Genomic DNA, 25,032 nt, shown 5'->3' with positions numbered 1-25,032 from the left:
GGTTTTCGCCCACCCGCCAACGAAGACCTTCTCCGTCCTTGTGGGAATTTTTTAACGTCCCCGTCTTCCATTGCTCCCCGCGCCTCCACTAAAACCTCGGTCATCCCGGACCCCACCGGGATCCCTTCGAAGGAGTGGCAATGCGGAAACCCCCGTCATGGCTTGCCTGGAGCCTGCTCGCGATCGCCCCGTCGGCGTACGCCGAGCGTGCCTGGTACGAGAAGCCGCAACCCGACATCGCGCCGCCGTCCGCGGGCCTGCGCAGGCAGGCCACCGAGGACATCTCGGACGATCTGCCACACCGTCTGGGCGAGCAGCAGAAGGAGCTGAAGGCCCAGGCCCTCCAGGAGCGCATCGAAGGCCGTGGTCAGGCCGGCAAGGTGCACAAGCTGGGCAACGGCAAGTTCGTGGAGCTGGAGCTGGAGCGCACGGACCGCATCTTCGTCATCCTGGTGGAGTACGGAACGCAGATCCACCCGGTGTTCGGCAACCCCGCCACGAACCCCGGCGGCAACGTGCCGGGCCCGGTGCACAACCTGATTGAAGAGCCGGACCGGACGGTGGACAACACCACCATCTGGCAGCCGGACTACGACCGCGCGCACTTCGAGAAGCTCTACTTCGACACGACGCCGGGCGCGGACTCGGTGGCGAACTTCTACAAGGCCGCCTCGTCGGGCCGCTACACGGTCAACGGCGCGGTGTCCGAGTGGGTGCGCGTGCCGTACAACGCCGCGCGCTACGGCAACAACCTGTGCGGCTCCTCCAGCTGCTCCAACTCCGTGTGGCCGCTCATCAGCGACGCCATCAAGGTGTGGACGCAGGGCCAGGTGGCCGCTGGCAAGACGCCCGCGGAGATCAAGGCGTACCTGGACACGTTCGACACGTGGGATCGGTATGACTACGACGGCGACGGCAACTTCGACGAGCCGGACGGCTACATCGACCACTTCCAGATCGTCCACGCGGGCGTGGGCGAGGAGACGGGCGGCGGCGCGCAGGGCCCCAACGCGGTGTGGAGCCACCGTTGGTTCGCCTACAGCACGGGCCTGAGCGCGGACGGCACGGGCCCCGCGTACAACCCGAACGGCGGCACCCGCTTCGCCACGAACGTGGACAAGTGGGTGGGCGACTACACCATCCAGCCGGAGAACGGCGGCCTGGGCGTGTTCGCGCACGAGTTCGGCCACGACCTGGGTCTGCCGGACCACTACGACACGACGAACGCGGCGGACAACGGGACGGGCTTCTGGACCATCATGTCCTCGGGCTCGTACCTGAACGACGGCACCACGGACATCGGCAGCCGGCCGGGTGACTTCTTCGCCTGGGACAAGCTGCAGCTGGGCTGGCTGGACCACGCCACCACGACGCACGGCCTGTACTCGTACCACAAGCTGGGCCCGTCCGGCGTGACGTCCCAGAACGCGAAGCAGGCGCTGGTGGTGAACCTGCCCGCGAAGCCCCGTCCGCAGGTCACGGTGGCGCCCATCGAAGGGCAGTTCTCGTGGCAGGGCGGCGCGGGCAACAACCTGGACCGCGTGCTCGTCAAGACGGTGAAGCTGCCGAACAAGACGCCCATCACGTTCACGTTCTCCACGTGGTTCGACATCGAGGAGGACTGGGACTACGCCTACGTCGCGCTCGCGGTGGAGGACGGTCCGTTCGTCAACCTGCCCAGCGCCGTGAGCCGCACGTCGGATCCGTGGGGCAACAACCTGGGCAACGGCATCACCGGCCTGTCCGACGGCTGGGTGCCGCTGTCGTTCGACCTGTCCGCGCACGCGGGCAAGAAGGTCACGCTGAAGATCCGCTACAAGACGGACGGCGCGGAGTTCGGCCGGGGCTTCCTGGTGGACGGCTTCCAGCTGTGGGCGAAGAACAAGTACGTCTTCGGCGACGACGCGGAGAACGGCGACAAGTACTGGGATCAGGCCACGTTCTTCCTGAACGACGGCGCCAACACCTACTACGACAACTACTACCTGGCCGAGTGGCGTCAGTTCCGTGGCTACGACACGGGCCTGGAGACCGGTCCGTACAACTTCGGCTTCAGCGCGGAAGGCCTCATCGACTACGCCGAGCGCTACGCCTACAACCCCGGTCTGCTGATCACGTACTGGGACACGTCCGTGCCGGACAACCGCGTGTCCGTGCACCCGGGCGAGGGCCGCATCCTGCCCATCGACTCGCGCCCGCAGCCCCTGCAGCGCAGCGACGGCCGCTACTGGTCCGGCCGCGTGCAGACGCACGATGCCACCTTCGGCCTGCAGCCCAGCTTCCCGCTGTCGCTCAAGCCCAGTGGCTTCCCGCGCAGCGACTACGTCTCGCAGCCTGCCGTGCCGGTGTTCAACGACCTGAACACCTTCTGGTACGCCACGCAGCCGTACGCCGGCGTGAAGGTCCCCCCCACGGGCACCATCATCGAGGTCCTCAGCGAGAACAAGGCCGGGACCGTGATGCAGGTGCAGGTGCGTCCGGTCGACTGAAGCAACCGTTGAACGTCTGAACCTGGAGGCCGGTCCCGCATCCACGCGGGGCCGGCCTTCGTCGCATGGAGGGGACGCGGTTGCAGGAATCCCGACACCCGGTTCCAGCTCCGGCTCCGAGGGCATTCCAGGGGCGCTAGCGTGCGCGCCATGGCCGAGTGCCCCGTAGCAGGCCCTTCCTCCCCTTCCCCTCCTCCCGAGCCGCCCTCCGAGGTCGCGCGCACCGTGGCGCTGGAGCCCACGGATCCGCTCTCCGTGCTCAACCAGGCGTTCCGGGACGCGTACGCCGCGCGCCGCGAAGCGGTGCTGTCGCGCATGGGCCCGGTCATCGCGCAGATCGACGACCTGCTCATCCTGCGCAAGGGCGGCCAGCGCTTCGAGGCCCCCGCGCGCACGCGCCGCTACCACGTCTACAAGGTCGTCACCCACGTCCCGCTCGCGCTCCACGTGCTCCTGGCCCCGCTGAAGCAGGCGCTCGACGAGGACACCCGCGTCCGGCTCGCCACCCTGCGCGGGCTCATCACCCAGGTGCGTGGCAGCTTCGATTCGCGGGGACTTCCGGCCGAGCACCTGGCCCGGCAGCACCGCGTGCTGGACGCGTCGCTCGCGCTCGTGGAGGCCGTGCTGGCCGCGAACCGCGTGGCGCAGGAGGACCTCTCCGCGTTCATCCACGCCCAGGTGCCGGACCTGATGAAGAACGCGGAGGCCGCGGCGAGGGATCAACTTGAAACGATGCACGCCGCGGTCGAGGGGTGGAAACGGCAGATGACGCCCGACGAGCGCGACCAGCTCCGGGCGGTGGTCGCCGCCTCGCACATGTCGCGGCCCGGCAACGTGGCGACGCAGTACTTCGCCGTCACCCTGGGCGAGAACTGGGAGGGCCGCTTCCACGAGGAAGAGCCCCATCCCGGCAAGCGCGTCCTCTCCTCCGAGGCGACGTTCGACGAGGCCGCGGCGTTCTCGCTGCTCGCGACGCACGTGCTGGATGCGCGCACGTCCACCGGCATCTTCGGCGAGGAGACGCGCATGGCCCGGGATCTGCTCGCGGACGCGGCCGAGCACATCCTCGCGGAGATGTTCCAGAAGGCCCCCGCGCCCTAGCCGGCGCGCTCAGGCCTGCTGGAGCGGCAGCTCCACCTCGAACGTAGCGCCCTCGCCCAGGCTGCTCTCCAGCGACACGCGGCCACCCTCGGCTTCCACGATGGTGCGGGTGAGGTAGAGGCCCAGGCCCAGGCCGCCGTAGTGGCGTTCGGACACCGCGCGGCCGTAGCGCTCGAAGAGGCGGGGACGCTGCTCCGGCGCGATGCCGATGCCCCCATCACGCACCTGGATCCGCGCCACCGCCCCGTCCACCGTGAGCCGCAGGGACACCGGCGTCCCGGCCCCGTACTTGAGCGCGTTGTCCAGGAGGTGATCCAACACCTGGGCCAGCCGCGAGCGGTCGAAACAGCCCTGCACCGACTCCGGGGCCTCCACCGTGAAGTGACAGTGCTCCAGCTCGAAGCGCGGCGCGAACCGCGCGGACACCTCGCCGTCAGGGCCCAGCACCGGCGTCCCCTTCGCGAGCATCCACACGTAGGCGCCATCCGCGCGGCGCAAGCGGTAGCGCGTCGCGAAAGGCTGCTTCGCGGCCACGGCCCGCTCCCAGTCCGCCAGCGCCCCCTCGCGGTCGTCCGGATGCAGGGCCGCAAGCCAGCCCTGCTTCGCGAACGCCTCCGGAGACTGTCCGGTGAAGGCCTCCCAGGACGGCGACACCGGCTTCATGCCCGCGCGGACATCGTAGGACCCGGCAAGCTGCGCCGCCGTCCCGAGCATCAATCGCAGCCGTGCGGACTCCTCGCGCAGCACGGCCAGTTCCTGGCGCAGCCCCGCCTCCACGTCCACGGGCGGGACAAGGCGGCGCGGATCCGGGGATGAGGATGTCATCGTGCTCAGTACACGTTGTACTTGGCGCGGAGCGCTTCGTGCTCCTGCGCGTTGCGCGAGGGGCGGAGGATCCTCTGAGCGTCGTGCAGGTAGTACAAGAAGTCGCTCTTCGTCGGCCGCAGCGCGGCGAGCAGCGAGTCCACCGTCGGTGCGCCAATGGGACCGGGCGGCAGACCGATGCGGGTGCGCGAGTTCCACGGGTCCGACTTGTCGCGCAGCCTCTTGAGGAACTCCTTGCGATCGTTCCACTCCGCCAGCTCGTAGCGGCTCGTCGCGTCCACGCCCAGCGCGAAGCCCTTGTCCACGCGCTTCCAGAGGATGCCCGCGACGAGCGGGCGCTGCGAAGGCATGGGCTCCTCGCGCTCCAGCATGGAGGCCATCACCACGATGTCGTGCAGCGACCGGCCGCTCTTGTCGATCTCCGCCTTGTGCGCGTCGTAGAAGCGGGCGCGGAAGGTGTCCAACTGCCGCTGGATGAAGGCCTCCACCCTGAAGCCCTCCACCACGATGCCGTACGTCTCCGGGTACAGGTAGCCCTCCAGGCCCCGCGTGGGCAGGGGGAACGGCGCGGCGAAGCGCTCCGAGCGGCTGGCCGCGGCGATGTACTCGCCCGGCTTGATGAGGCCCTGGGCCGCGAGCACCTGGTCGGTGTCGCGCAGGCGCCAGCCTTCGATCATCGCGAAGGGCACGTCCTCCGGCAGCGGCGGGCCCTCCAGCGCGGTGGCCAGCTGCTCCACGGAGGCCGTCGGACTCAGCATGAAGCGGCCCGCCTTCACGTTGAGGTTGCCCCGGCGCCACAGGTGGAAGCGCCAGATGCGGGCGTCGTCCAGGAAGCCCTGAGCCTGGAGCTGCTGGCCCAGGGAGCGCGCCGACGCGCCCTTCTTCACGATGAATTCCTTCGGGGTGGCATCCGCCGAGGCGTGCGGCGTCGTGACGGCCTTCTGCGCGTACGAATACACCCCCGCCACGCCCGCGACCGCCAGGACGATGAGCACCAGGAGCGCGACCAGGATCTTCTTCATGGCCGGCAAATTATCACCGGCCCCGACGCTGCCAACGAGAACCGCCCGGCACGCGACCGGGCAGGCGGACGCAAGCGCCCCCTTCTCAACACCCGTGGGCGACGTGGAGCGACAACTCGCCCGGGGTCAGCACCTCGCACCCGTCGCGGGTGACGAGCACCGTGTGCTCGAACTGGGCGGACAGGCTGCCGTCCGCCGTCACCACCGTCCACCCGTCCGGCATCAGCCGGATGTCCGGGCGGCCCAGGTTCACCATGGGCTCGATGGTGATCACCATCCCCGAGCGCAGCGTGATGCCCGTCCCCGCCTTGCCCACGTGGGACACGTGCGGTGGGCCATGCATCTGCCGGCCGATGCCGTGGCCTCCGAACTCCTCCACCACGCTGCACCCCTCCGCCTTCGCCAGCGCCATCACCGCCGCGCCAATGTCCCCCAGCCGCGCGCCGTGCCGCACCACCGCCACGCCCGCGTCCCGGCACCGCCGCGCCACGTCCACGACGTGCTTCGCGTCCGAGGACACCTCGCCGATGAGGAACGTGGCGGACGTGTCGCCGTGGAACCCGTCCAGGCACGTCGTCACGTCCACGTTGACGATGTCCCCGGATTTCAGGTGTTCGTCCTGGCGCGGGATGCCATGGCACACCACGTGGTTGCGGCTGGTGCACACCGTGGCGGGAAACCCCTTGTAGCCCAGCTGGCTGGGGGTGCCGCCCCGGCGCGCCGTGTCCTCGCGCACCCAAGCGTCGATGTCCGCCGTCGTCACGCCCGGCTGGAGCTTCCCGGCGACATGCGCCAGCGTGCCGGCCGCCGCGAGTCCCGCGACGCGCAGCCGTTCAACCTCGGTGCCCTTGAAGAGTGGAATGCCCATGGCGGGCAAGGTGGCACCCGCCCCTTCGCAACGTCCAATGCTGTTCTGGCATGGTCCGGCCGCGTGCACGGCGCGCACGTCCCGCGCTAACCTGGGGCGCGTGAGCATCACGCACCTCCAGTCCTTCGTCGCGGTGGCCGAAGAGGGCCACGTGGGCCGGGCCGCGCTCCGGCTCCACATCACCCAGCCGCCGCTCAGCCGTCACATCCTCGCGCTGGAGGATGAGCTGGGCACGCCCCTCTTCGAGCGCGTCCCCCGGGGCATGCGGCTGCTGCCCACCGGAGAAGCGCTGCTCCACCACGCGCGCCGCATCCTCGCGGAGGTGGACGCGGCGGCGGACACCGTGCGCGCGGCGGCCCGGGACTCCAGGCCGCCCTCGCGCTGACCGCCCCGCACGTCAGGGCTTCAGGACTTCAGGACTTCAGGTCCACGCGCTCATGCCGCCAATGCGGCGCAGCATCAGGATGGGGCCGTCGTCCATGCGGCGGCCGCGCAAGTCGATCTCCGCGTCGATGACCCAGTCCCCATGGCCCTCCGGGTCCATGATGCGCTGCTGGGCCTCCCACTGACGGGTGCCGGCCTCCTTGAGCTGGGTGTTGGCCGGCTTTCGCGCCTGGGGCGTGAGCACCACCAGCTTGTGCTCCTCGAAGTACGGCGCCATCGCCTGCTCCAGCTTCGGCGCGGTCCACTCGCCCAGGGCGTTGTCCAGCATGCCCAGCGCGTCCAGGTAGCGGCGCTGGCCCAGGGCGCGCAGCAGCCGGTGCAGCTCCTCGCGCACGCGCGCGGCGAAGGCCTTCGGGTCCTCGGTGAGCTCCTTGGGCTTCAGGTCCACCACCGGCTTCGCCTCGATGGGCGCGCCCGGGTTCTTCATCCGCTCCCACTCGTCCAGGAGGCTGGAGTCCACCTGACGCAGCGTCGCGCGCAGGTGGTCGATGATGTCGTCCACCTCCTCGTTGCGGAAGCGCTCCGGCACCGTCTGCGTCAGCGACTTGTAGACGTCCCCCACGTAGCGCAGCAGCACGCCCTCGCTGCGCTGCAGGCCGTACTCCCGCACGTAGTCGTGGAAGGACATGAAGCGCTCGAACATGTCGCGCACGATGGACTTGGGGCGGATGTTCTCCTCGCCCACCCACGGGTGCTTGCGCGCGAAGGCGTTGAAGGTGCCGTAGACGAAGTCGCGGTTGGGCTTGTGCCACTCCAGCTTCTCCAGCTCCTCCATCCGGTCGTCGTACTCCATGCCCTGCGCCTTCATCTCCTGGATCTTCTCGCCCTTGAGCTGGTGCAGCTGCGCGTAGAGCACCACGTCAGGGTTCTCCAGGATGGACTCCACCAGCGTGACGACGTCCAGCGCGTACGTCTCCACCGCCGGATCCAGCAGCTCCAGCGTCTCGTGCAGGTACAGCGACAGCGTGTGGTTGAGGCTGAAGTCGCGCTGCAGCTCGCCCGCCACCTCCACCGTGGAGGAGCGGCCCTCCCACTGCACCACCTGCACGATGCCCGCCTCGCGCAGGGTGCGGAAGTACATCGCCGCGTCCTTCAGGAGCTTCTTCTTCGTGTACTCGGAGCTGTGCGAGCGGCGCACCAGCTGCACCAGCCGCTTGTAGCCGCCGCTGCCCTCCGTCTTGTCGCTCTGGAGCAGGTTGAGCAGCAGGCCGTGGCTCACCTCGAAGCGGGACTCCAGGGGCTCCGGCATGCCGTTCTGGAGCCGCTCGAAGGTGCTCTTGTCGTACTGCACGAAGCCCTTCTGCGGCGGCTTCGCCTTGGGCGTCTTCTTCTTGCCCGCGGCCTCCTTGGCCGCCTGCTTGATGTTCTCCACCACGTACTCGGGCGCCTGCGCCACCACGCTGCCCTCGGTGTCGAAGCCCTTGCGGCCCGCGCGTCCGGAAATCTGCTTGAAGTCGCGCACGCTCAGCGTCGTCAGCTTCTCGCCGTTGAACTTGAACAGCTGCGTGAAGAGCACCGTGCGGATGGGGATGTTCACGCCCACGCCCAGCGTGTCCGTGCCGCTGATGACCTTGAGCAGGCCCTGCTGCGCCAGCTTCTCCACCAGCAGTCGGTACTTGGGCAAGAGGCCCGCGTGGTGCATCCCGATGCCGTGGCGCAGGAAGCGCTGGAAGTCCTTGCCGTAGGGCGTGTCGAAGGGCGCGTCCATCAACGCCTGGCGCAGCTCCTCCTTCTCCTCCTTGGTGTTGAAGTCCACCGACATCAGATTTTGCGCCTGCTCGGCCGCGGCGCGCTGCGTGAAGTTCACCAGGTAGATGGGGTACTTCCCGCGCGCGATGAGGTCCTGGATGGTCTCGTGCAGCGCCGCCTCGCGGTAGTCGAAGTCCAGCGGCACGGGGCGCTCGGAGCTTCGCACCGTGGCCACCTCGCGGCCGGTGAGCTGCTCCAGGCTCTGCTCGATGATGTGCGTGTCGCCCAACGTCGCGGACATCAGCAGGAACTGCGTCTTCGGCAGCGCCAGCAGCGGAATCTGCCAGGCCGTACCGCGCTCCTTGTCGGAGTAGTAATGGAACTCATCCATCACCACTGCGTCCACGCGCGCGGAGGCGTCGCGCAGCGCGAGGTTCGCCAGGATTTCGGCCGTGCAGCAGAGGATGGGCGCTTCGCGGTTGATGCTCGCGTCGCCCGTCAGCATGCCCACGTTCTCCGGGCCGAAGGCCTTGGAGAGCTGGAAGAACTTCTCGTTCACCAGCGCCTTGATGGGGCACGTGTAGAACGACACCTTGCCCTCGGCCATGGACTTGAAGTGCAGCGCCATGGCCACCAGCGACTTGCCGGAGCCGGTGGGGGTCTTGAGGAACAGGTGCTTGTCGCTCAAGAGCTCCAGGATGGCCTCCTCCTGGGCGGAGTACAGGCTCAACCCGTTGGTGGCCACGTAACCGACGAAGCGATTGAGGATCTCATCGGCGTCGAGGGGAGGCTCGCCGGGCTTCGGCAACAGGGCGGCGAGCGGGGCGCGGGTGTCTTCAGGGGCACTCATCGAGGGCGACTCTAGGGGTTGGCGCCCCAGCTCGCCGTGAAAATCGCGCGTCCCGGGACCGCTTCGCTGGCGGCAGGCGACCTGCCGGCCGTCCCCGGGGCTGTGGACTGCTCCACAGTGGCATCGGCTGGGCCGCTGATGGTCGCCTCGCGAGGCGGTCCCCACCCTGCGTGCTCAATCCTCAGAAGGAGCGGGCCTCATGCGATTGGCAGGGTACTGGTTGGGCGCGGTATTGGCGGGTGCGATGGTGCTGGGCAGCGCGGCGTGCAGTTCCGACGCCGATGACAACGGCGGCAATCCTCCGCCCGAGCTCGAGATCGTCGCGGACGCCGGCACGGTGGTGACGCTCACCGACGCGCAGATCGCCCGCGTGCTGCAGGTGGCGAACGAAGGCGAGGTGATGCTCGGAACCTTCGGCGGGCCCCTCGCCACCGACCCCGCCGTGCGCGACTTCAACAACGCCATGGTCACCGAGCACACCGCCGCGCGGCAGCGGCTGGACGCGTTGCTGCAAAGCCAGGGCATCACGCCCGAGGACAGCCCGCTGAGCCTCCAACTGCAGGATGAAGTGAAGCAGATGCTGGAGATCCTCCAGGGCCCGGATGCGCCCCAGGGCGCCGCGTTCGACCTGGCGCTGATGAGCGCGCAGCTCAACGCGCACGCGCGCACCGCCTTCGTCGGCGACAGCCTCCTGACGCCCCAGGTCACCCTGCCGGCCCTGGTCCAGGAGCTCCAGACCGAGCGGCAGCAGGTCCAGCTTCACATCCAGGAAGCCGAGGAGATCCAGACGCGGCTGCTGCCCGTCCCGTAGGCCTCCCCCCACGGCGCACGAAACACGTCCCATCCATGAGCCCCGCTGGAGCCTCCCCCGGGAGCCTCCAGCGGGGCTCGCCGTGCTTCAGAAGCCTCCTGCTCCCGGGCAGGCCCAGACACGGCGCGCACAGGCTTTGGGAAAAGGCGGCTTGCCCTCTCAGAACCTGCGAATCCGGATCCACGCACACGACCTGATGGGGAGGATTCGACCCAGGTGCTTTCCAATCATGTCGGCCCGGTTTAGTAGGAAAAAGAACCGCCGATGCAAAAGCCGACCGAACCCACCTCCGTCCAGTCCGAGCCCCTCACCACGGGGCGGATCCTGAACGCCACCTATGAGATCGGCACCGTCCTGGGCAAGGGCGGGATGGGCGCGGTCTTCCTGGCCCGTCACCTGCGCCTGCCGGGCAAGCAGGTGGCCATCAAGGTGCTGCACGGCACGGAGGAGCTGTCGCCGGAGGTGGCGGTGCGCTTCCGGCGCGAGGCGGAGATCGCCTCCCGGCTGGGCCACCCCAACATCGTGGAGGTGCTGGACTTCGACACCCTGGAGGACGGCACGCCCTTCATGGTGATGGAGTACCTGCGCGGCGAGGGCCTGTCGCGCCGGCTGCGCAAGCAGAAGCAGCTTCCGCTGGAGGAGGTCTTCTCCATCTCCCGTCAGATGGGCGCGGCGCTCCAGGCGGCGCACCGCGCGGGCGTGGTGCACCGCGACCTGAAGCCGGGCAACGTGTTCCTCGTGCCGACCGAAGCGGGCGGCGTGGTGAGCGAGCGCGTGAAGCTGCTCGACTTCGGCATCTCCAAGCTCGTCGACTCGCGCACGGTGCAGACGCTGGACTCGGTGCTGATGGGGACGCCGCAGTACATGGCGCCCGAGCAGGCCATGGGCCGCAACAGCGACGTGGACGCGAGGACGGACCTCTTCTCGTTCGGCTGCATGGTCTACGAGATGCTCGCCGGCCAGCCGCCCTACTCCGGCGACAACATCGCGGAGCTCATCTATCAAATCGTCCACCTGGAGCCCGCGCCGCTGCTGACGCTGGCGCCGAACACGCCCCCGCACGTGGTGACAGCCATCAACCGCGCGATGGCCAAGCTCCCCGCGGACCGCTTCCCGGACGTGGGCGCGTTCATCCTGGCCCTGACGGGCAGCCCGCTCCAGACGCTGACGGAAGCGAAGCCCGCGCGCGTGAAGACCGCGGCCCCCGTGTCCACCGCGCCGTCGCGGTCGCCCACGCCGATGCCCCCGTCGCAGGAGCACGTGCCCACCGTGGGCATGCGCCCCCACGCCGGGCAGGACGCGTCCTCGCAAGCACAGGGCCCCCGCACGGAGTCGCTGGCCGCGCAGCCGCTCACCCGCGCCCGGCCGAAGTGGCTGGTGGGCGTGGCCGTGGGCATCGTGGTCATCGCGGCCTTCACCACCGCCTTCTTCTGGCGCGGCGCGGGCACGACCGCGCCCGTCATCGTGCCGGCCACCGTGCAGACGCCCCCCGTGGCCGTCACGCCGCCCGTCGCCGTGGTCACCGCGCCCCCGGAACTGAAGAAGCCGGTCGCGGACCCCGAGCATTCGACCACGCCGGTTCCGGACGCGGATCCGTCGCCTACCGAGCCCCCGGTGACGGACACGCCCGACCCGGCCGTGGGCACCAAGACCAAGGGGGTGCGCGGCCAGCCGCCCGCTGCGTCCCAGACCGTGGAGAAGCTTCCCGACAGCGTCCGCGAGGACCTGACCGCGGCGCAGCGCGCGCTGGACGCGGGCAACCTGGAAGAAGCACTGCGTCACATCCGCCGCAGCCAGCGCACGAAGATCACCGGCGCGTCGTTCTCGCTGCTCACCCGCGTGTACTGCCAGCAGCATGATCTGGCGAATACGCGGGCCTCATGGACCCGGGTGCCGGCAACGGAGCGTCCCAAGGTCCGACAATACTGTCAGAAGTACGAAATCGACCTCTGAGGTCGTCCCTGGCGCGCGGAGCTGGAAGGCGAGCGCGCCCCCATTCAAGGAGTTCCTGTGAGAGTTCTACTGGCAGTCAGCGTCGTGGCCTTGTCCCTGGGGTGTTCCCGGGGCGTGCGGCTCGACAGCGCGGTGGCGGGCATGAAGCCCGCGACCGGCAAGGTGTATTCCAACGAGGCCGGTGAGCAGGTCACCATCATCCCGCTGGAGCCCAACGACTCGAAGAAGGCGCTGCTGGAGTTCAACGGCACCAAGAGCGAGCTGGACGGCAAGGTCGTCATCGCGAGCGTGGATCGGGACCGCGGCACCGGGTACTGGACGCAGTGGCGCGGCCGCACCCAGCGCTTCGTCACGGTGCACGACCGGGGCGGCTTCGAGGACCTGATCCTCAGCCCCGCGGGCGCCTCTGGTTACACGCACCTGAAGCCGGACACGGGCCGCACCGCGGCGCTGAAGGTGGAGAAGGTCTTCGCGCGCTACGAAGAGGCGGAGGAGGACGGCGACCTGAAGCCCTTCCTCCCCTTCGACCGGAAGTTCTGGACGAACCAGGCGGAGAAGGAGCTGGGTGAGAACCTGGCCGAGGCGAACAAGGCGTGCGGTTCGAAGATGGCCGTCACCATCGCATGGGACACCATCCCGGATCCGATCCTCAACAAGCTGTCCATCCCCAGCTACTGCGTGGGTCCGCTGGAGTCGATGCAGAAGCTGTGCAGCCGCTCCGAAGAGGCGAAGCGCACCATCCAGCAGAAGGTCCAGTCGGTCGAGTGCCGCGTGGACGCCAAGCCGGCGGTGACGCTGGACGCGCAGAAGGTCATCTGGACCGTGTCGGACGGCGATCTGATCCAGGCCGAACCGACCACCACCTTCTTCACCGACAACCTCTAGGCCGGAGCCTCGAACAACATGTCACTTCGACACATGGTCATCGCCCTGGGGTTCGTCATCGCCCCGCAAGCCGCGCTCGCAATGGATCCGCCCTGGGCGCAGGAGAAGCGGCTGCGCGACCGCATGGTGCTGGAGTCCACCCGCGTGTGCACGGACGGCAAGGGCCACTACACGGTCCTCGTCCCCACCACGCCGGAAGCGGACGGCCAGCTCTACTACGGGGACGGCAAGTCCTTCGTCCAGGTCCCCAACGTCAGCAGCAACAGCGAGACGCAGGCGGACTTCTTCGAGCCGCGCTTCTTCAACCCCAAGGCCAACGACAACTTCCGCGGCGTGGACTACCGCGTGATTTCGCGGCTGGCCGTCAGCGAGGACTCGAAGACGTGCACGCTGAGCTGCGGCGACCGCGCCCTGCCCCAGCAGCCGCTGGAGGCGGAGAAGGCGAAGGAGCTGCTGCGCAAGTCCACCTTCGCGCCGAGCCCGATGAAGTTCCAGCCGTACGCGCTGCTGCGGGATGACAAGGGCACGTACTACCTGGTGGAGCGCGGCATCGGCGCGGACAACAAGTCCTTCCGCATCTTCACGGGCCAGCGCGGCCAGGTGAAGCCGCAGAAGATGCTCAACGTCGTCACCGACTCGCAGGGCGAGATCTTCTCCACCCAGGGCGGAGACCTGCGCCTCGTGGTGGACCGCGAGGAGCCGTCCTTCTGGGTGGTGAAGAGCAAGCGCCAGAAGCTGCGCGCGGTGCCCGTGGGCGAAAACCTGCCCTTCATCTACAACGAGCTGGGCGTCTACACGGGCGCGCGGCTGGGCACGCCCTGCGACGACGTGTGATGCCGTAGGGGCTTCAAGCCCCGGGCACGGTCAGCCGAGCACCTTCACGGCCTTGACCATGTCCGGGGCCAGCTCCTCGTTCTCGAGGATGCTGAAGCCCAGCTTCCTGCTGACGGCCTGCATGCCGCGGTTGCGCGTGAGGATGTCCGCGACAATCCGCTGCAGGCCCCAGTCCCGGCCGATGTCCACCAGCCGCAGCAGCAGCTCCGCCCCCAGGCCCTGGCGCTGCGCGGTGTCGCTGACGGTGATGGCGAACTCCGCGTCCTTCGTGCCCCTCAAGCGCGTGAGCCGGCCCACCGCGAGGATCTCCCCTCCATCCTTCAGGTCCGGGGAGCGCCGCTCGGCGACGAGGGCCATCTCCCGCGCGTAGTCGTTGAAGCAGATGCGCGCCAGCCGCTCATGGGCCACGCGCTGGCTCAGCTTCATCAGGCCCGCGTAGCGCATGAACACCGTCTGTTCGGACAGCGCCTGGTGGAACCGCGTCATCGCGGGCTCGTCCTCCGGCCGGATGGGGCGCAGCATGAGCTGCTCACCGCTCTTCAGCGTGAAGAACTGCGCGTACTGGTACGGGTACGGTTCGATGGCCAGCCGGGGCAGCGACGCGGCCGTGGCCTCCGGAGCGTGCAGCACCACGCGGGCATCCAGCGCGATGATGCGCTCGGCGGAGACGAGCAGCGGGTTGATGTCCAGCTCGCGGATGAAGGGCTGCTCCACCACCAGCTGGCTGAAGCGCACCAGCAGCCGCTCCAGCGCGCCCAGGTCCACCGGTGCCCGACCGCGCACGCCCTTGAGCGCGTGGTGGATGCGCGTGCGCTCCATCATCCGCCGCGCCAGCGTGGTGTTGAGGGGCGGCAGGCCCAGGGCCCGGTCCTGGAACACCTCCACCAGCGTGCCGCCCGCGCCAAAGAGCAGCACCGGGCCGAACTGCGCGTCCAGGCTGCTGCCCAGGATGAGCTCGTAGCCGTCCAGCTTCGCCATGGGCTGCACGGTGACGCCGTCGAATGCGTCCGGCAGGCCCCGCTCCACCAGCGCGTCGCGGATGGCCTGGAAGGCCTGGCGCACGCTGGCCTCGTCGCGCAGGTCCAGGCGCACGCCGCCCACGTCCGTCTTGTGCGTCACCGTGAGCGAGTGCAGCTTGAGCACCACCGGGAAGCCCAGCGCGCGGGCCTTCTCCACGGCCGCGTCCTCCGACGTCGCGAGCCACGTCTCCACGGTGGGGATGCCGTAGGCGGCCAACAGCCGCTTGGATTCGTACTCCGACAGGAGCGTGCGGCCGGCGGCGCGGGCCTCGTCGATCAGCGCGCGCGCGACGTCGCGGCCTCCGCCGGTGGGCTCCTCCGCCAGGGTGGGCGTCTCGTAGAGGCCCGCGATGTTGTCCGCGTAGCGCCACATGTAGTTGAAGACGCGGGCCGCGGTGTCCGGGTAGCCGAAGGTCGGGATGCCCGCGTCGTTGAGGATGCGCTCGCCCGCGGCGACCTCGGAGCCGCCCATCCAGCTCGCGAGCACGGGCTTGCCGGGCAGCTTCGCGTAGCCCTTGAGGCGGTCGGCCGTCTTGGTGGGCTCCGTCATGTCCTGCGGGGTGAGGATGACGAGCAGGCCGTCGCTGTTGGGGTCCGCGCCCGTCACCTCCAGGGCCTTCGCGTAGCGCTCACCGTCCGCGTCGCCCAGGATGTCCACCGGGTTGCCGTGGCTCCACGGCGGAGGCAGGAACGCGTCCAGCTGCGCGCGCGTGTCGGCGGACAGCGTGGCCAGCTCTCCGCCGCCCGCGACGAGCGCGTCCGTGGCGAGCACCGCGGGGCCGCCCGCGTTGGTGAGCAGCGTGAGCCGGCGGCCGGAGGGCCGGGGCTGGCGGGCCAGGACTTCCGCCATGTGGAACAGGTCCTCGATGGAGTCCACGCGCAGCACGCCCGCGCGGCGGAACGCGGCGCTCAGCACCTCGTCGCTGCCGGCCAGCGTGCCGGTGTGGGACGCGGCGGCCTGCGCGGCCTGCGCGGTGCGGCCGGCCTTGATGACGATGATGGGCTTGGTGAGGGCCACCTCGCGCGCGGCGGACAGGAAGGCGCGCGCGTCGCCGATGGACTCCATGTACAGCAGGATGGAGCGCGTCATCGGATCATCGGCGAGGTAGTCGATGAGGTCGCCCCACCCCACGTCCAGCATGGAGCCCACGGACACGAAGGCGCTGAAGCCCACGGACTCGCGCAGGCTCCAGTCGAGGATGGCGGTGAGCAGCGCGCCGGACTGGCTGATGAAGGCCACGTTGCCGGGCCGGGCCATGCCCTTGGCGAACGTGGCGTTGAAGCCGGTGGTGGGGCGCATCAGGCCCAGGCAGTTGGGCCCGATGATGCGCACGTTCCCGGCCTGCGCGATGCGAAGCACCTCCTGCTCCAGCTTCACGCCTTCGGGCCCGGTCTCCTTGAAGCCCGCGGAGATGATGATGGCGCCCCGGACACCGACCTCCGCGCACTCGCGGATGATGGCCGGGACGGACTTCGCGGGCGTGACGATGACGGCCAGGTCCACGGCCTCCGGCAGGGCGCGCAGCGACGGCCACGCCTTGATGCCGAGCACGTTGGGGCGCTGCGGGTTGACGGGATAGACGGTGCCGCCAAACGGGCTGCTGATGAGGTTCCAGAGCACGGTGCGGCCCACGCTGCCGGCCCGCTCGCTCGCCCCCACCACCGCGACGCTGCGGGGCGAGAAGAGGACCTCCAGCGGTTGACGCGTGCGCTGGTGGAGCAGGTCGATGGAGGGGTCCGTCCGTGCCGGGGCCTTGGGGGGGCGCTGCTCGTCCATGGTGCGCTCTTCTTCCGGTGGGGTGGCCGTGCTCCGGCTCAATTTCCGGTCGGACCCCATCGTGCACCAGATGGAGGGAGGAGACCGTCGCGGCGGACGGCCCCTCGTTCTGTATTGGAAGCAGGCGGACGACCGGGCGTCCCACGCAGGAGACGTCCGGTGGACCGCGCTTCGTCAGCGGGCGAGGCGGCGCCGGAAGGTCAGCGCGAGCAGGACGAGCGTGCCCAGCCACGGCGCCCAGCCGGAGCTGCCACCCGAGGAGCAGGCAAGGCCGCCTGACGCATCGTCTTCCTGGAGGCCCTGGCCGCCCGAGGTGCGCCACAAGGCCATGGTGGACACGGTGAACGACGCAGGCGCGGAGAAGCCGCCACGGTGCCCCTGTGAGTCCACCGCCTCCACGCGCCACGTGTACGTGCCCGGCGACAGCGAACCCGGCAGCGTGAGGGACGTGCCGGCGGCGTTGAGCGAAGCGAGCACGGCCCCGTCGCGGCTCAGCTCCAGGCGGTAGGTGAGGGCATCCCCTTCCGGATCCGTGGACGCGTCCCAGGTGAAGGTGACGTCGCCCGTGCCCAGCACGGTGTTGTCGCCCGGCGTGCGGAGCATGGGGACGGAGGGCGCATGGGGCACCTGCGCCGCGACGGTGGTGGTGACGGTGGCGAGGTTGGAGTTCGTCGTGCCGTCATTCGCGCGGAAGCTGAAGGTGTCCGGGCCTTCGTAGCCCCACTGCGGCGTGTAGATGAGGTGGGGCGCGGTGCCGGACAGCGTGCCGTGCTGGGGCGCCTGCACCACGGCGTACGTCAGCGCGTCTCCGTCCGCGTCGGTGGCCTCCAACGTGAAGGGCACGCCCTGCCCCACCACCGTGGTCAGCGTGGCGCTCCGGGCGACGGGCGTCAGGTTCACGGTGCTCAGGGTGACCGGGACGGGCCAGGACTCCGTGGAGCCATCGCTCGCGCGGTAGGTGAAGGAGTCCGTGCCGACGTATCCCGCGTTGGGCGTGTACGTCAGGTGCGGCGCGCTGCCGGACAGCGTGCCGCGCAGGGGCTGGGTGATGAGGCGGAACGTGAGCGGATCCTGATCTCCGTCCAGCCCGGCGAGCGTCACCTGCACCGGCTTCGCCTTGGAGGTCGTGACGGAGACCGCCAGTGCCACGGGGATGGCGTTGTTCACCCGGAGGGTGACGGTGCCCGCGCTGGAGTCCGCGACGCCGTCGTTCACGCGGAAGCTGAACGTGTCCAGGCCGCTGTAGCCGGTGGCGGGCGTGTAGACGAGGAACGCGCCCGCGCCGGAGACAGTCCCATGCTGGGGGTTCTGGGCGATGGAATACGCCAGTGAGTCCGAGTCCGCGTCCGTCCCGGACAGGGTGACGGCGACGGGCGTGTTCTTCGGCGTGGAGACGGTGGTGTTGAGCGCGATGGGGACGGCGTTGTCCTCCGTGACGCGCACCATGCGGCCTCCGGTGATGCCCTGGACGGTGACGAGCAGCAGGTACTGTCCGGCCGCGACGGTGGGAGCCCGGGCGGAGAACTGCTTGCCGTCCTGCCACGCGGTGACGTTCTTCACCCAGGAGATGGCGCCGCTCTCCACGTTCACCAGCCGGACCAGGGGCGCTTCGCTGGACGAGGAATGGTAGCCCCCGCTGCCGCCATCCGAGACGCCTCGCAGGCGGGTGCCCGTGGCGATGAACGAAGCACCGGGCGACAGGATGCGCGGCGTGTCCAGCGTGGGCCGCGCGGAGGCGAGCGCGGACACGGGGTCGAAGGACTCGACGGCGGCTTGAACCGTGCTGCTGCGTCCGCCCGACACCAGGACTTCACCCGTGGGCATCAGCGTGGCGGTGTGGCCGGTGCGCGCGGCCACCATGGGGGCCAGATAGGCCCAGGTGGCCGTTGAAGCCTCGAAGCGCTCGACACTGTTGTAGTAGCTGTCCGCCCCGCTTTGCCCTCCGGTGATGACGACATCCCCTGAGGCAAGCAGCGTCGCGGTATGGCCCGCGCGGGGAACACCGAGTCGGGTCAGCCGGGCCCAGGTGTTCACCACCGGGTCGTACTGCTCCACTTCGGAGGTCGCCATTCCGCCCGTGGTGAGTCCGCCCACGAGCAGCACCTTGCCGGAGGAGAGAACTGTCGCGGTGTGTTCCTCCCGGGTGGAGGTCATGGTCAGCAGCGCGCCCCATGTGTCCGTGTTCGGGTCATAGACCTGCGCGGTGTTGAGCGGTGTGTTGCCGTTGTTGCCGCCCGTCACCAGCACCTTGCCGGAAGGCAGCAGCGTGGCGACGTGCGAGACGCGCGGTGAAGCCATGGGGGTCGCCGCGATCCACATCATGCTGCGAGGATCGAAGACCTCCACGCTGGACTGGACGCCGTAGAAGCTTGAGCCACCCGTCACCAGCACCCTGCCGGAGGGCAGCAGGGTCGCGGTATGCCCGACGCGCTCCACGGACATCCGTCCCGCGGGCAACCACTGACCAGGCGCGGGATCGTACAGCTCCGCTTCCGCCACGGGTGCATTGCCATCCGTTCCTCCCGTGACGAGCACCCGACCCGAGGCCAGCAACGTGGCCGTGTGCCGAGCACGAGGCAAGAGCATGAAGCTGGTGCCAGGCCCGTGCCCACCCGCGCGGTCATGAAGTTCCGCGGTCGCGAGGGTTCCCGTGGTGTTCCGACCGCCTGTGACGAGGAGTTGTCCGGTGGGCAGCAGCGTGGTGGTGTGATCGACGCGCGGCGTATTTGCCGGAACCTCAGGGGTCCACCGTCCTGAGAACTCCACCACCTCCGGGCTGTTCACGTAGTTGGCTTCAGCCGTGTTGGTTGTCAGGACATATCCACCCGCGATCAACACCCGCCCCGAGGGCAGCAGGGTCGCCGTGTGATTGCCGCGGGCGGTCTGGAGCGTTCCGGCGGACTGCCAGGTTCCAGTGGAGGGCAGATAGAGTTCGGCAACGGCCGTACCAAGAGCCCAGCCGCTGGACGCACCAGAGGCTCCGCCCGTCACCAGCACGGTTCCATCCGGGAGCAGCGAAGCCGAGTGCCACTTGTGGGCCACGGCCATGCCCCCCGTGGCCTTCCAGCGTCCCGTGATGGGATCATAGAGCTCTGTCGTGGCGATCGACTGGCTGTACCCGCCCGACGAGGTGCCTCCCGCGACCAGGACCCTCCCATCCGGAAGAAGCGTCGCGGAGTGCGCCTGTCGAGAGCTCACCATCGCGCCTGTCTCAGTCCATTGCCTCGTCGCGGGATCGAACAGCTCGGTCACCGCGGTGCTGACGCTCCCGCCCGCGACCAGGACCTTCCCTGACGGCAGCAACGTCGCGGTCGCCTCCACCCGAGCCGCGGACATTGCTCCCGCGGGACTCCAGCTTCCGGTCGCGGGATCGAACACCTCCGAGGAGACGAGAGGTTCGCTCGCGAGGCCCTGGCCTCCGGTGACCAGGACCCGACCGTCACGCAGCAGGGTCGCGGTGTGGAGCACGCGTGCGGTGGTCAGGACATCCGCAGGACTCCACGTCTCGGTCTCCGGGTCGAACAGCTCCGCCGTGGACAGCACCGAACCTGAACGAGTTCCACCCACGATGAGAAGTCGCCCCGAGCCGAGCAACGTCGCGGTGTGCTGAGCACGTGCCTCCGCCATGGGCGCGACGCCCTTCCAGGTCCCTGTCAGCGGATCAAACAGCTCCGCGACGCGGGTGTATCCCGCCGTAGGCACCAGGCCGCCCGCCACCAGCACCTTCCCCGACGGCAGCAGCGTCGCGGTGTGGTACCGATGGGCCAGGGCCATGGAGCCAGTGGACGACCACCCCGGATCCACCACCACGGGCCCCTGCATCCCGCGCAGATCCACGACCATGGCCACGTCCAGGCTGCGGCCCGACAGGCCGTATCTCGCGGGTCCCGTCCCCGGCGCCCGCACCGCGCCGTGCAGCCGGACCTCACCGTCGCGGCTCAGGCCCTCCGCGTCCCGCGCCACCAACGAATGCATGCGCAGTCGGGGAACGTCGTGCGCGTCCACGAACTCCAGGTACTCGCCCAGGTCGCGCACCGCGACGATGCCCTCGGGCACCTCCACCGTGTAGCGCACGCGGTGCTCGGAGGCCCCTTCCGGCGCCACGTCGTACTCCTCCACGCGGGACGTCACCCACCGGCCCGCGCCATCCACCGTCCGCGCGCCCACGGGTGCCCAGAAGTGCCGTGCGTCTCCGAGCACCTTCGCCTGCGCGCCCTGCCCTTGTGCCGCATGGCGCCGCACCCGGAACGTCATTCCCCGGGTGCTCACCTCCAGCGTGCCCGTCGCCGTCCCGGGGACGCGCACGCTCAGCGCCGCATCCACCCCTTTCGGCAGCGAATCATCACCGCCGGCCGTCGGCGTCCACTCCGGGAAGTACGCATGCGCCAGCGCGCGGGCCCGGGCCTCCGAAGGCGCCTCCCGCCACGCGAGCACCGCCGCGCTCCGGGCCGCCACCTCCCCCGGGTTCCCACCGAGCCGTGATTCCGAAGTGACTCCCGCCCCCTCTCGCGCGGGAGGCGCCGCGCTGTCGCACGCCGTCAGCCCCAGCAGGAGGCACAGCCCTACGGCCACCGGTCTTCTCATGTCGAGCACGCCTGTCGGTCCAGCGTCGGCCAGGCCGATGCCGGATGGGATGGTGTTGAGCGCCACGGCCCGGCCCTGGCGGCCCCCCCGTCCAGCGGGAGCCGTCCATGCCGCGAAGCGCCGGGCCCGCGAGCCGCCACCAAAGGCGGCTCACGACCCGCGCCTCTCGCAAGCGCCGGGCCAGGATCCAACCCATTGGATCCACTGCCCCGCATCCCAGACAGGACCGGTCAGGTCGCACCCAGTCACGCCGTGCCCGGGCGTGCCCCGTGCCCGTCCTCGCCTACGACGGGCGCGCCTGCTCCACCACCGGCTTGAGCACCGTGCTCGCGAACTGCGCCAGCGTGGTGGGCGTGGTGGTGTCCTTGGAGCGGGGCTCGGCCGGGTCCATGCGCCCGTCCACGAGGGCCTGGTACATCTCCGCGAACGCGTCCGCCATCCACGTCGGCACGCCCGCGTTCGTCATCCCGCTGTGCAGGTCCGCGACCCGCACCTGCACATGCTTCACGGGCCGGCCCAGCGACTGCGTGAGGATGGTGGCCACCTCCGCATAGGTGAGGTCCTTGGGGCCGTGGACGCCCAGGTTCCGGTGGCCCGTCCACGACGCGTCGAGCAGGACCTCGGCCGCCTTGCTGGCGATGTCCGCCACGGCCACCATCGGGAAGGCCTTGTCCGGCGGCGTGGCGGTGTAGAGGGCGCCCGCGTGCGCGATGCCCTGCACGTCCCGCAGCAGGTTCTCCATGAAGAAGCCCGCGCGCAGGCTGGTGACGTGGGGGGCCGCGGCCTTGAAGGCCTCCTCCACCGGCTTGAGCACGGACACCGGGCCGGTGCCGGGGCCGGTCTGCGCGCCCACGCTGGAGAGCACCACCACGCGCTTCACGCCGTGCGCCTTCACCAGCGCCGCGGCCTGCTTGCCCGCGTCCTGCGCCCAGGTGATGAAGTCCGGACGGGCCAGCGGCGGCGACAGCCAGAACAGCGCCTCCGCGCCCTGGAGGGCCGCGTCCAGCGTGGCCTTCTCGTCGATGGAGCCCTGCACCAGCTTCGCGCCCTGCTTCACCAGGTCCGCCACCTTCTCCGGGTTGCGGCTGATGAGGGTCACCTGACGGCCGGCCTTCAGGAGCTTCTCGACGAGGGGACGACCGATGTTGCCATTCGGGGTGTTGATGACGATGGACATGGACTGCCTCCAGCGACAGCGAGATGGCCCAACAGTGCCCCGGCGCCAGTCATGAGGCCACCTCATGGTATGCATTGCCACATGCGCCGCATTCATGAAACCCGGAAGTGGGCTGCCGACGAGGTGGACCTCGCGGGCATCAACCTCAACCTGCTGGTGGCGCTGGACGCGCTGCTGAAGGAGGCGCACGTCACCCGCGCCGCCGCGCGCGTGGGCCTCACCCAGTCCGCGATGAGCCATGCGCTGGGCCAGCTGCGGGAGCTGCTGGACGACGCGCTCCTCATCCGGGGCCGGGGCGGCATGGTGCTGACGCCGCGCGCGGAGCAGCTCGCCGCGCCACTCCGACGGGGGCTGGTGGAGCTCCAGCGCGCGCTGCGCAACGAGCCCGCCTTCGAGCCCGCCACCGCGTCACGCCGCTTCACCGTGGCCACGCGCGACTACTTCGGTTCGGCGCTGCTGCCCTCCGCGCTGGAGCTGCTCGGCCGCGAGGCGCCCGGCGTGGACCTGTCGGTGCAGCACGTGGAGAGCACCACCTACCCGACGCTCCTGGAGAGTGGCGAGGTGGACCTGGTCGTCGTCACGCCACCGGTGGAGTCCGGGCCCGGCCTGCGCCAGCAGAAGCTCTTCACCGAGGACTTCGTCTGCGTGGTGCGCAAGGGGCACCCGCTGGTGCGCAAGACGCTGGACCTGGACACGTACCTGAAGCTGTCCCACGTCCTCATCAGCCCGCGCGGCGACGGCGTGGGCGCGGTGGACCGGGTCCTCGTCCAGCGGGGGCTGCCCCCGCGCCGCATCGCCCTGCGCGTGCCCTACTTCCTCATCGCCCCGCTGGTGGTGACGCGCTCCGACCACGTCCTCACCGCGCCACGCCGCCTCATCGCTGCGTTCAGTGGAGCGTATCCACTCCAGGTGTTTCCCCCGCCCCTGCCCGTGCCCTCCTTCGACATGATCCAGGTCTGGCACGAACGGTTCGACGGTGACCCGGCCCACCAGTGGCTGCGCGGACTCGTCGCGCGCGCCGTGGGGGTGATGCATCCGGGGTCACGAAACACCCGGAGTTCACGACGCGTGCGGCGCACGCCGGGTTCCTGACACTCGGGGGCGGCGATACTGAACGCAAGTGCACAGGTGGGGGAGCATCGCATGGGGGGCATCGTGTAGGGTGCGACCCATGAATCCAGAGAAGCTTGTCTTCGCCCAGACCGTCGACGCGCTGTTCGTCCGAGCGCTGGAGAACCGCCTGACGCCCGCGTGCGTCGAGCACCTGAAGCGGGCGGGGCTGGACCTCGACGCGAAGCTGGAGCGCACCTACACCCTGGAGCAGTGGCGGGAGTTCCTGCGCATCGCGGCCGGCCACGTCTATGGCGGCGTGCCCGCGGAAGCGGCGTACTACTCGCTGGGCGAGCGCTTCATGGATGCCTATTTCGGCACCTTCTTTGGCCGGGCCCTCTTGGGCGTGGGTAAGCTCGCCGGCCCCCGCCGGATGCTGCTGCGCGCGGACCTCGGCTTTCGCGCCGGCAACAACTTCAGTGAAATCAAAATCGTGGAGCGCAGCGCGACGTCGCTGGAGCTGTGGATGAACGACGTGCTGGCGGATCAGCCGACGTTCGCGGCGGGGCTCTTGGCGCGCGCGGTGGCGCTGTGCGGCGGCTGGCGGGTGGTGGCGCTGCCGGAGGAGTTCGACGGCACGGCGGCCACGTTCCACCTGCGCTGGAGTGAAGCGCCGTCCGAGGGGGCGCTCAGCGCCACTGAGGATGGGTCCGCAGGCGACGCTCGACCTCAGGCGTGAGTTCGGCCCCGTGCGGGGCCCGCGAGGACGAGCGCTCCCAGCGTTCGCGCCACCGGGTCCCCAACGGGGAAGTCAGGGATTCGTAGCGGGTCGAGGCCACGGTGGTCTCCCCCTTGGTGCCGGTGGAAGCGCCGGCGCCCACGAAGAACCCGGCGAGCAGCAACGTGACGCGGGTGGGCGTGGCCGCGCTGTAGGTCATCAGCAGCGCCCCCTCCCCGTCCTCGCGGCAGTGCCGGCGCACCCGGGCCAGCACGGACTCGGTCCACATGTCCGGGTTGGATGCGGGGGAGAACGGGTCGAAGAAGACGAGGTCGGCCAGGGGCAGCTCACCGTCCAGGAAGGGCACGGCGTCGCCCAGTTTCAGGGTCCACCGGAGGCCGGGCTCTTCCCAGGTGCCGTCGCGCATGAGGCTTTCGGCGGCGGCGCGGAAGGGCTGGAGGAACGGGAAGCCCTCGGCGTCCGCGAGGGCGAGGCGCAGCGGGGCCTGGTCCACTTCCAGGCTGACGACGTGCAGCTCTCTTGCGCGCTCGGCGCCCAGCTCGCGGGCACGGGTGAGCGCGGCGACGGCGTTGGTGGCGGCGCCCAGGCCCACGTCGAGGATGACGAGCGGAGGGCCGGGCTGGCGCAGGCGGTCCGCGAGGCGGGGTTGATCCACGTAGAGGCCCAGGGCCTCCTGCCAGGGGCCCACGGCGGGGTGCATGACCTCGCCGTGTCCCAGGTGGCGCACGGCGCGGTGGCCGTTGCGCAGGGTGACGAGTTCGAAGTCGCCGTCGCGCGGGTTCGATGGGTCGGACATGGGGCGCGGGTTCCTGGCCTGGAAGGGGGCGGGTGCGGAAGGATGGCTGCCTAGCATGACGATTCCAGCGCAGGAACACCGGGGCCGGCTCGACGGGGAGGACGTGCGCCATGGGGAGG

At 69.9% G+C, this 25,032-nt stretch carries 17 protein-coding genes; 9 read left to right on the top strand and 8 right to left on the bottom strand.

The window, feature by feature from the left end; genetic code table 11:
• Window positions 1–140: 140 nt before the first annotated feature.
• Together D7Y13_RS09135 and D7Y13_RS09130 are read left to right on the top strand one after the other, a co-directional pair.
• Window positions 141–2,489: an immune inhibitor A domain-containing protein gene (locus D7Y13_RS09135; protein ID WP_120581946.1), complete on the top strand. Its 2,349-nt coding sequence runs from the start codon at window positions 141–143 to the stop codon at window positions 2,487–2,489.
• 150 nt (window positions 2,490–2,639) lie between these two features.
• The gene (locus D7Y13_RS09130) at window positions 2,640–3,590 is read left to right on the top strand and encodes a hypothetical protein (RefSeq protein WP_199732645.1); all 951 of its coding nucleotides are present in this window, start codon (window positions 2,640–2,642) and stop codon (window positions 3,588–3,590) included.
• Between the two features lie 9 nt (window positions 3,591–3,599).
• Here D7Y13_RS09130 and D7Y13_RS09125 read toward each other — a convergent pair whose 3' ends face one another.
• The 3 genes from D7Y13_RS09125 to map form a co-directional block, all read right to left on the bottom strand.
• Complete coding sequence (locus D7Y13_RS09125) at window positions 3,600–4,415, bottom strand: PAS domain-containing sensor histidine kinase (protein ID WP_120581944.1); 816 nt, start codon at window positions 4,413–4,415, stop codon at window positions 3,600–3,602.
• Between the two features lie 5 nt (window positions 4,416–4,420).
• On the bottom strand, window positions 4,421–5,437 hold the full coding sequence (mltG, locus tag D7Y13_RS09120) for an endolytic transglycosylase MltG (protein WP_120532896.1): 1,017 nt from the start codon (window positions 5,435–5,437) through the stop codon (window positions 4,421–4,423).
• Between the two features lie 85 nt (window positions 5,438–5,522).
• The gene (map, locus tag D7Y13_RS09115) at window positions 5,523–6,305 is read right to left on the bottom strand and encodes a type I methionyl aminopeptidase (protein WP_120581943.1); all 783 of its coding nucleotides are present in this window, start codon (window positions 6,303–6,305) and stop codon (window positions 5,523–5,525) included.
• Window positions 6,306–6,405: 100 nt separating this feature from the next.
• Here map and D7Y13_RS09110 point away from each other — a divergent pair, with 100 nt between their 5' ends.
• The gene (locus tag D7Y13_RS09110) at window positions 6,406–6,690 is read left to right on the top strand and encodes a LysR family transcriptional regulator (RefSeq protein ID WP_120581953.1); all 285 of its coding nucleotides are present in this window, start codon (window positions 6,406–6,408) and stop codon (window positions 6,688–6,690) included.
• A gap of 36 nt (window positions 6,691–6,726) precedes the next feature.
• On the opposite strand, the gene D7Y13_RS09105 is transcribed toward D7Y13_RS09110, so the two are convergent.
• Window positions 6,727–9,288 (bottom strand): DEAD/DEAH box helicase, encoded by a 2,562-nt coding sequence (locus D7Y13_RS09105; RefSeq protein ID WP_120581942.1) that lies wholly within the window; start codon window positions 9,286–9,288, stop codon window positions 6,727–6,729.
• A 199-nt stretch (window positions 9,289–9,487) separates the two neighbouring features.
• On the opposite strand from D7Y13_RS09105, the gene D7Y13_RS09100 reads away from it, so the two are divergent.
• The 4 genes from D7Y13_RS09100 to D7Y13_RS09085 all read left to right on the top strand — a co-directional run bounded on the left by D7Y13_RS09100 (window position 9,488) and on the right by D7Y13_RS09085 (window position 13,771).
• Window positions 9,488–10,099 (top strand): DUF4142 domain-containing protein, encoded by a 612-nt coding sequence (locus D7Y13_RS09100; RefSeq protein WP_120532892.1) that lies wholly within the window; start codon window positions 9,488–9,490, stop codon window positions 10,097–10,099.
• Between the two features lie 264 nt (window positions 10,100–10,363).
• On the top strand, window positions 10,364–12,052 hold the full coding sequence (locus D7Y13_RS09095) for a serine/threonine-protein kinase (protein WP_120581941.1): 1,689 nt from the start codon (window positions 10,364–10,366) through the stop codon (window positions 12,050–12,052).
• An 84-nt stretch (window positions 12,053–12,136) separates the two neighbouring features.
• The gene (locus D7Y13_RS09090; protein ID WP_120532890.1) at window positions 12,137–12,937 is read left to right on the top strand and encodes a hypothetical protein; all 801 of its coding nucleotides are present in this window, start codon (window positions 12,137–12,139) and stop codon (window positions 12,935–12,937) included.
• Between the two features lie 18 nt (window positions 12,938–12,955).
• The gene (locus tag D7Y13_RS09085; RefSeq protein ID WP_233595232.1) at window positions 12,956–13,771 is read left to right on the top strand and encodes a hypothetical protein; all 816 of its coding nucleotides are present in this window, start codon (window positions 12,956–12,958) and stop codon (window positions 13,769–13,771) included.
• A 30-nt stretch (window positions 13,772–13,801) separates the two neighbouring features.
• Here the strand turns inward: D7Y13_RS09085 and D7Y13_RS09080 are convergent, their stop codons facing one another.
• The 3 genes from D7Y13_RS09080 to D7Y13_RS09070 form a co-directional block, all read right to left on the bottom strand.
• Window positions 13,802–16,567, bottom strand: a complete 2,766-nt coding sequence (locus tag D7Y13_RS09080; protein WP_120630660.1) for a bifunctional acetate--CoA ligase family protein/GNAT family N-acetyltransferase — start codon at window positions 16,565–16,567, stop codon at window positions 13,802–13,804.
• 174 nt (window positions 16,568–16,741) lie between these two features.
• Window positions 16,742–21,151 carry a Kelch repeat-containing protein gene (locus tag D7Y13_RS09075; RefSeq protein ID WP_147444134.1) on the bottom strand — a complete coding sequence of 1,470 codons (4,410 nt, stop codon included), beginning with the start codon at window positions 21,149–21,151 and terminating at the stop codon, window positions 16,742–16,744.
• A 283-nt stretch (window positions 21,152–21,434) separates the two neighbouring features.
• The gene (locus tag D7Y13_RS09070; protein WP_120532886.1) at window positions 21,435–22,328 is read right to left on the bottom strand and encodes an NmrA family NAD(P)-binding protein; all 894 of its coding nucleotides are present in this window, start codon (window positions 22,326–22,328) and stop codon (window positions 21,435–21,437) included.
• 81 nt (window positions 22,329–22,409) lie between these two features.
• Here D7Y13_RS09070 and D7Y13_RS09065 point away from each other — a divergent pair, with 81 nt between their 5' ends.
• Entirely contained in the window at window positions 22,410–23,420 is a 1,011-nt protein-coding gene (locus tag D7Y13_RS09065) for a LysR family transcriptional regulator (protein WP_233595231.1), read from the top strand.
• 79 nt (window positions 23,421–23,499) lie between these two features.
• Complete coding sequence (locus tag D7Y13_RS09060) at window positions 23,500–24,117, top strand: DUF2378 family protein (RefSeq protein WP_120532884.1); 618 nt, start codon at window positions 23,500–23,502, stop codon at window positions 24,115–24,117.
• Here the strand turns inward: D7Y13_RS09060 and D7Y13_RS09055 are convergent.
• Entirely contained in the window at window positions 24,068–24,913 is an 846-nt protein-coding gene (locus tag D7Y13_RS09055) for a tRNA (5-methylaminomethyl-2-thiouridine)(34)-methyltransferase MnmD (RefSeq protein ID WP_120581938.1), read from the bottom strand. The two genes, D7Y13_RS09060 and D7Y13_RS09055, sit on opposite strands and share 50 nt — an antisense overlap.
• Between the last annotated feature and the right edge of the window lie 119 nt (window positions 24,914–25,032).

Source organism: Corallococcus praedator (assembly GCF_003612125.1).
GTDB lineage: Bacteria > Myxococcota > Myxococcia > Myxococcales > Myxococcaceae > Corallococcus > Corallococcus praedator.
Note: the sequence above shows the minus strand (reverse complement) of the source record. Positions and strands in the feature narration are given on the sequence as shown.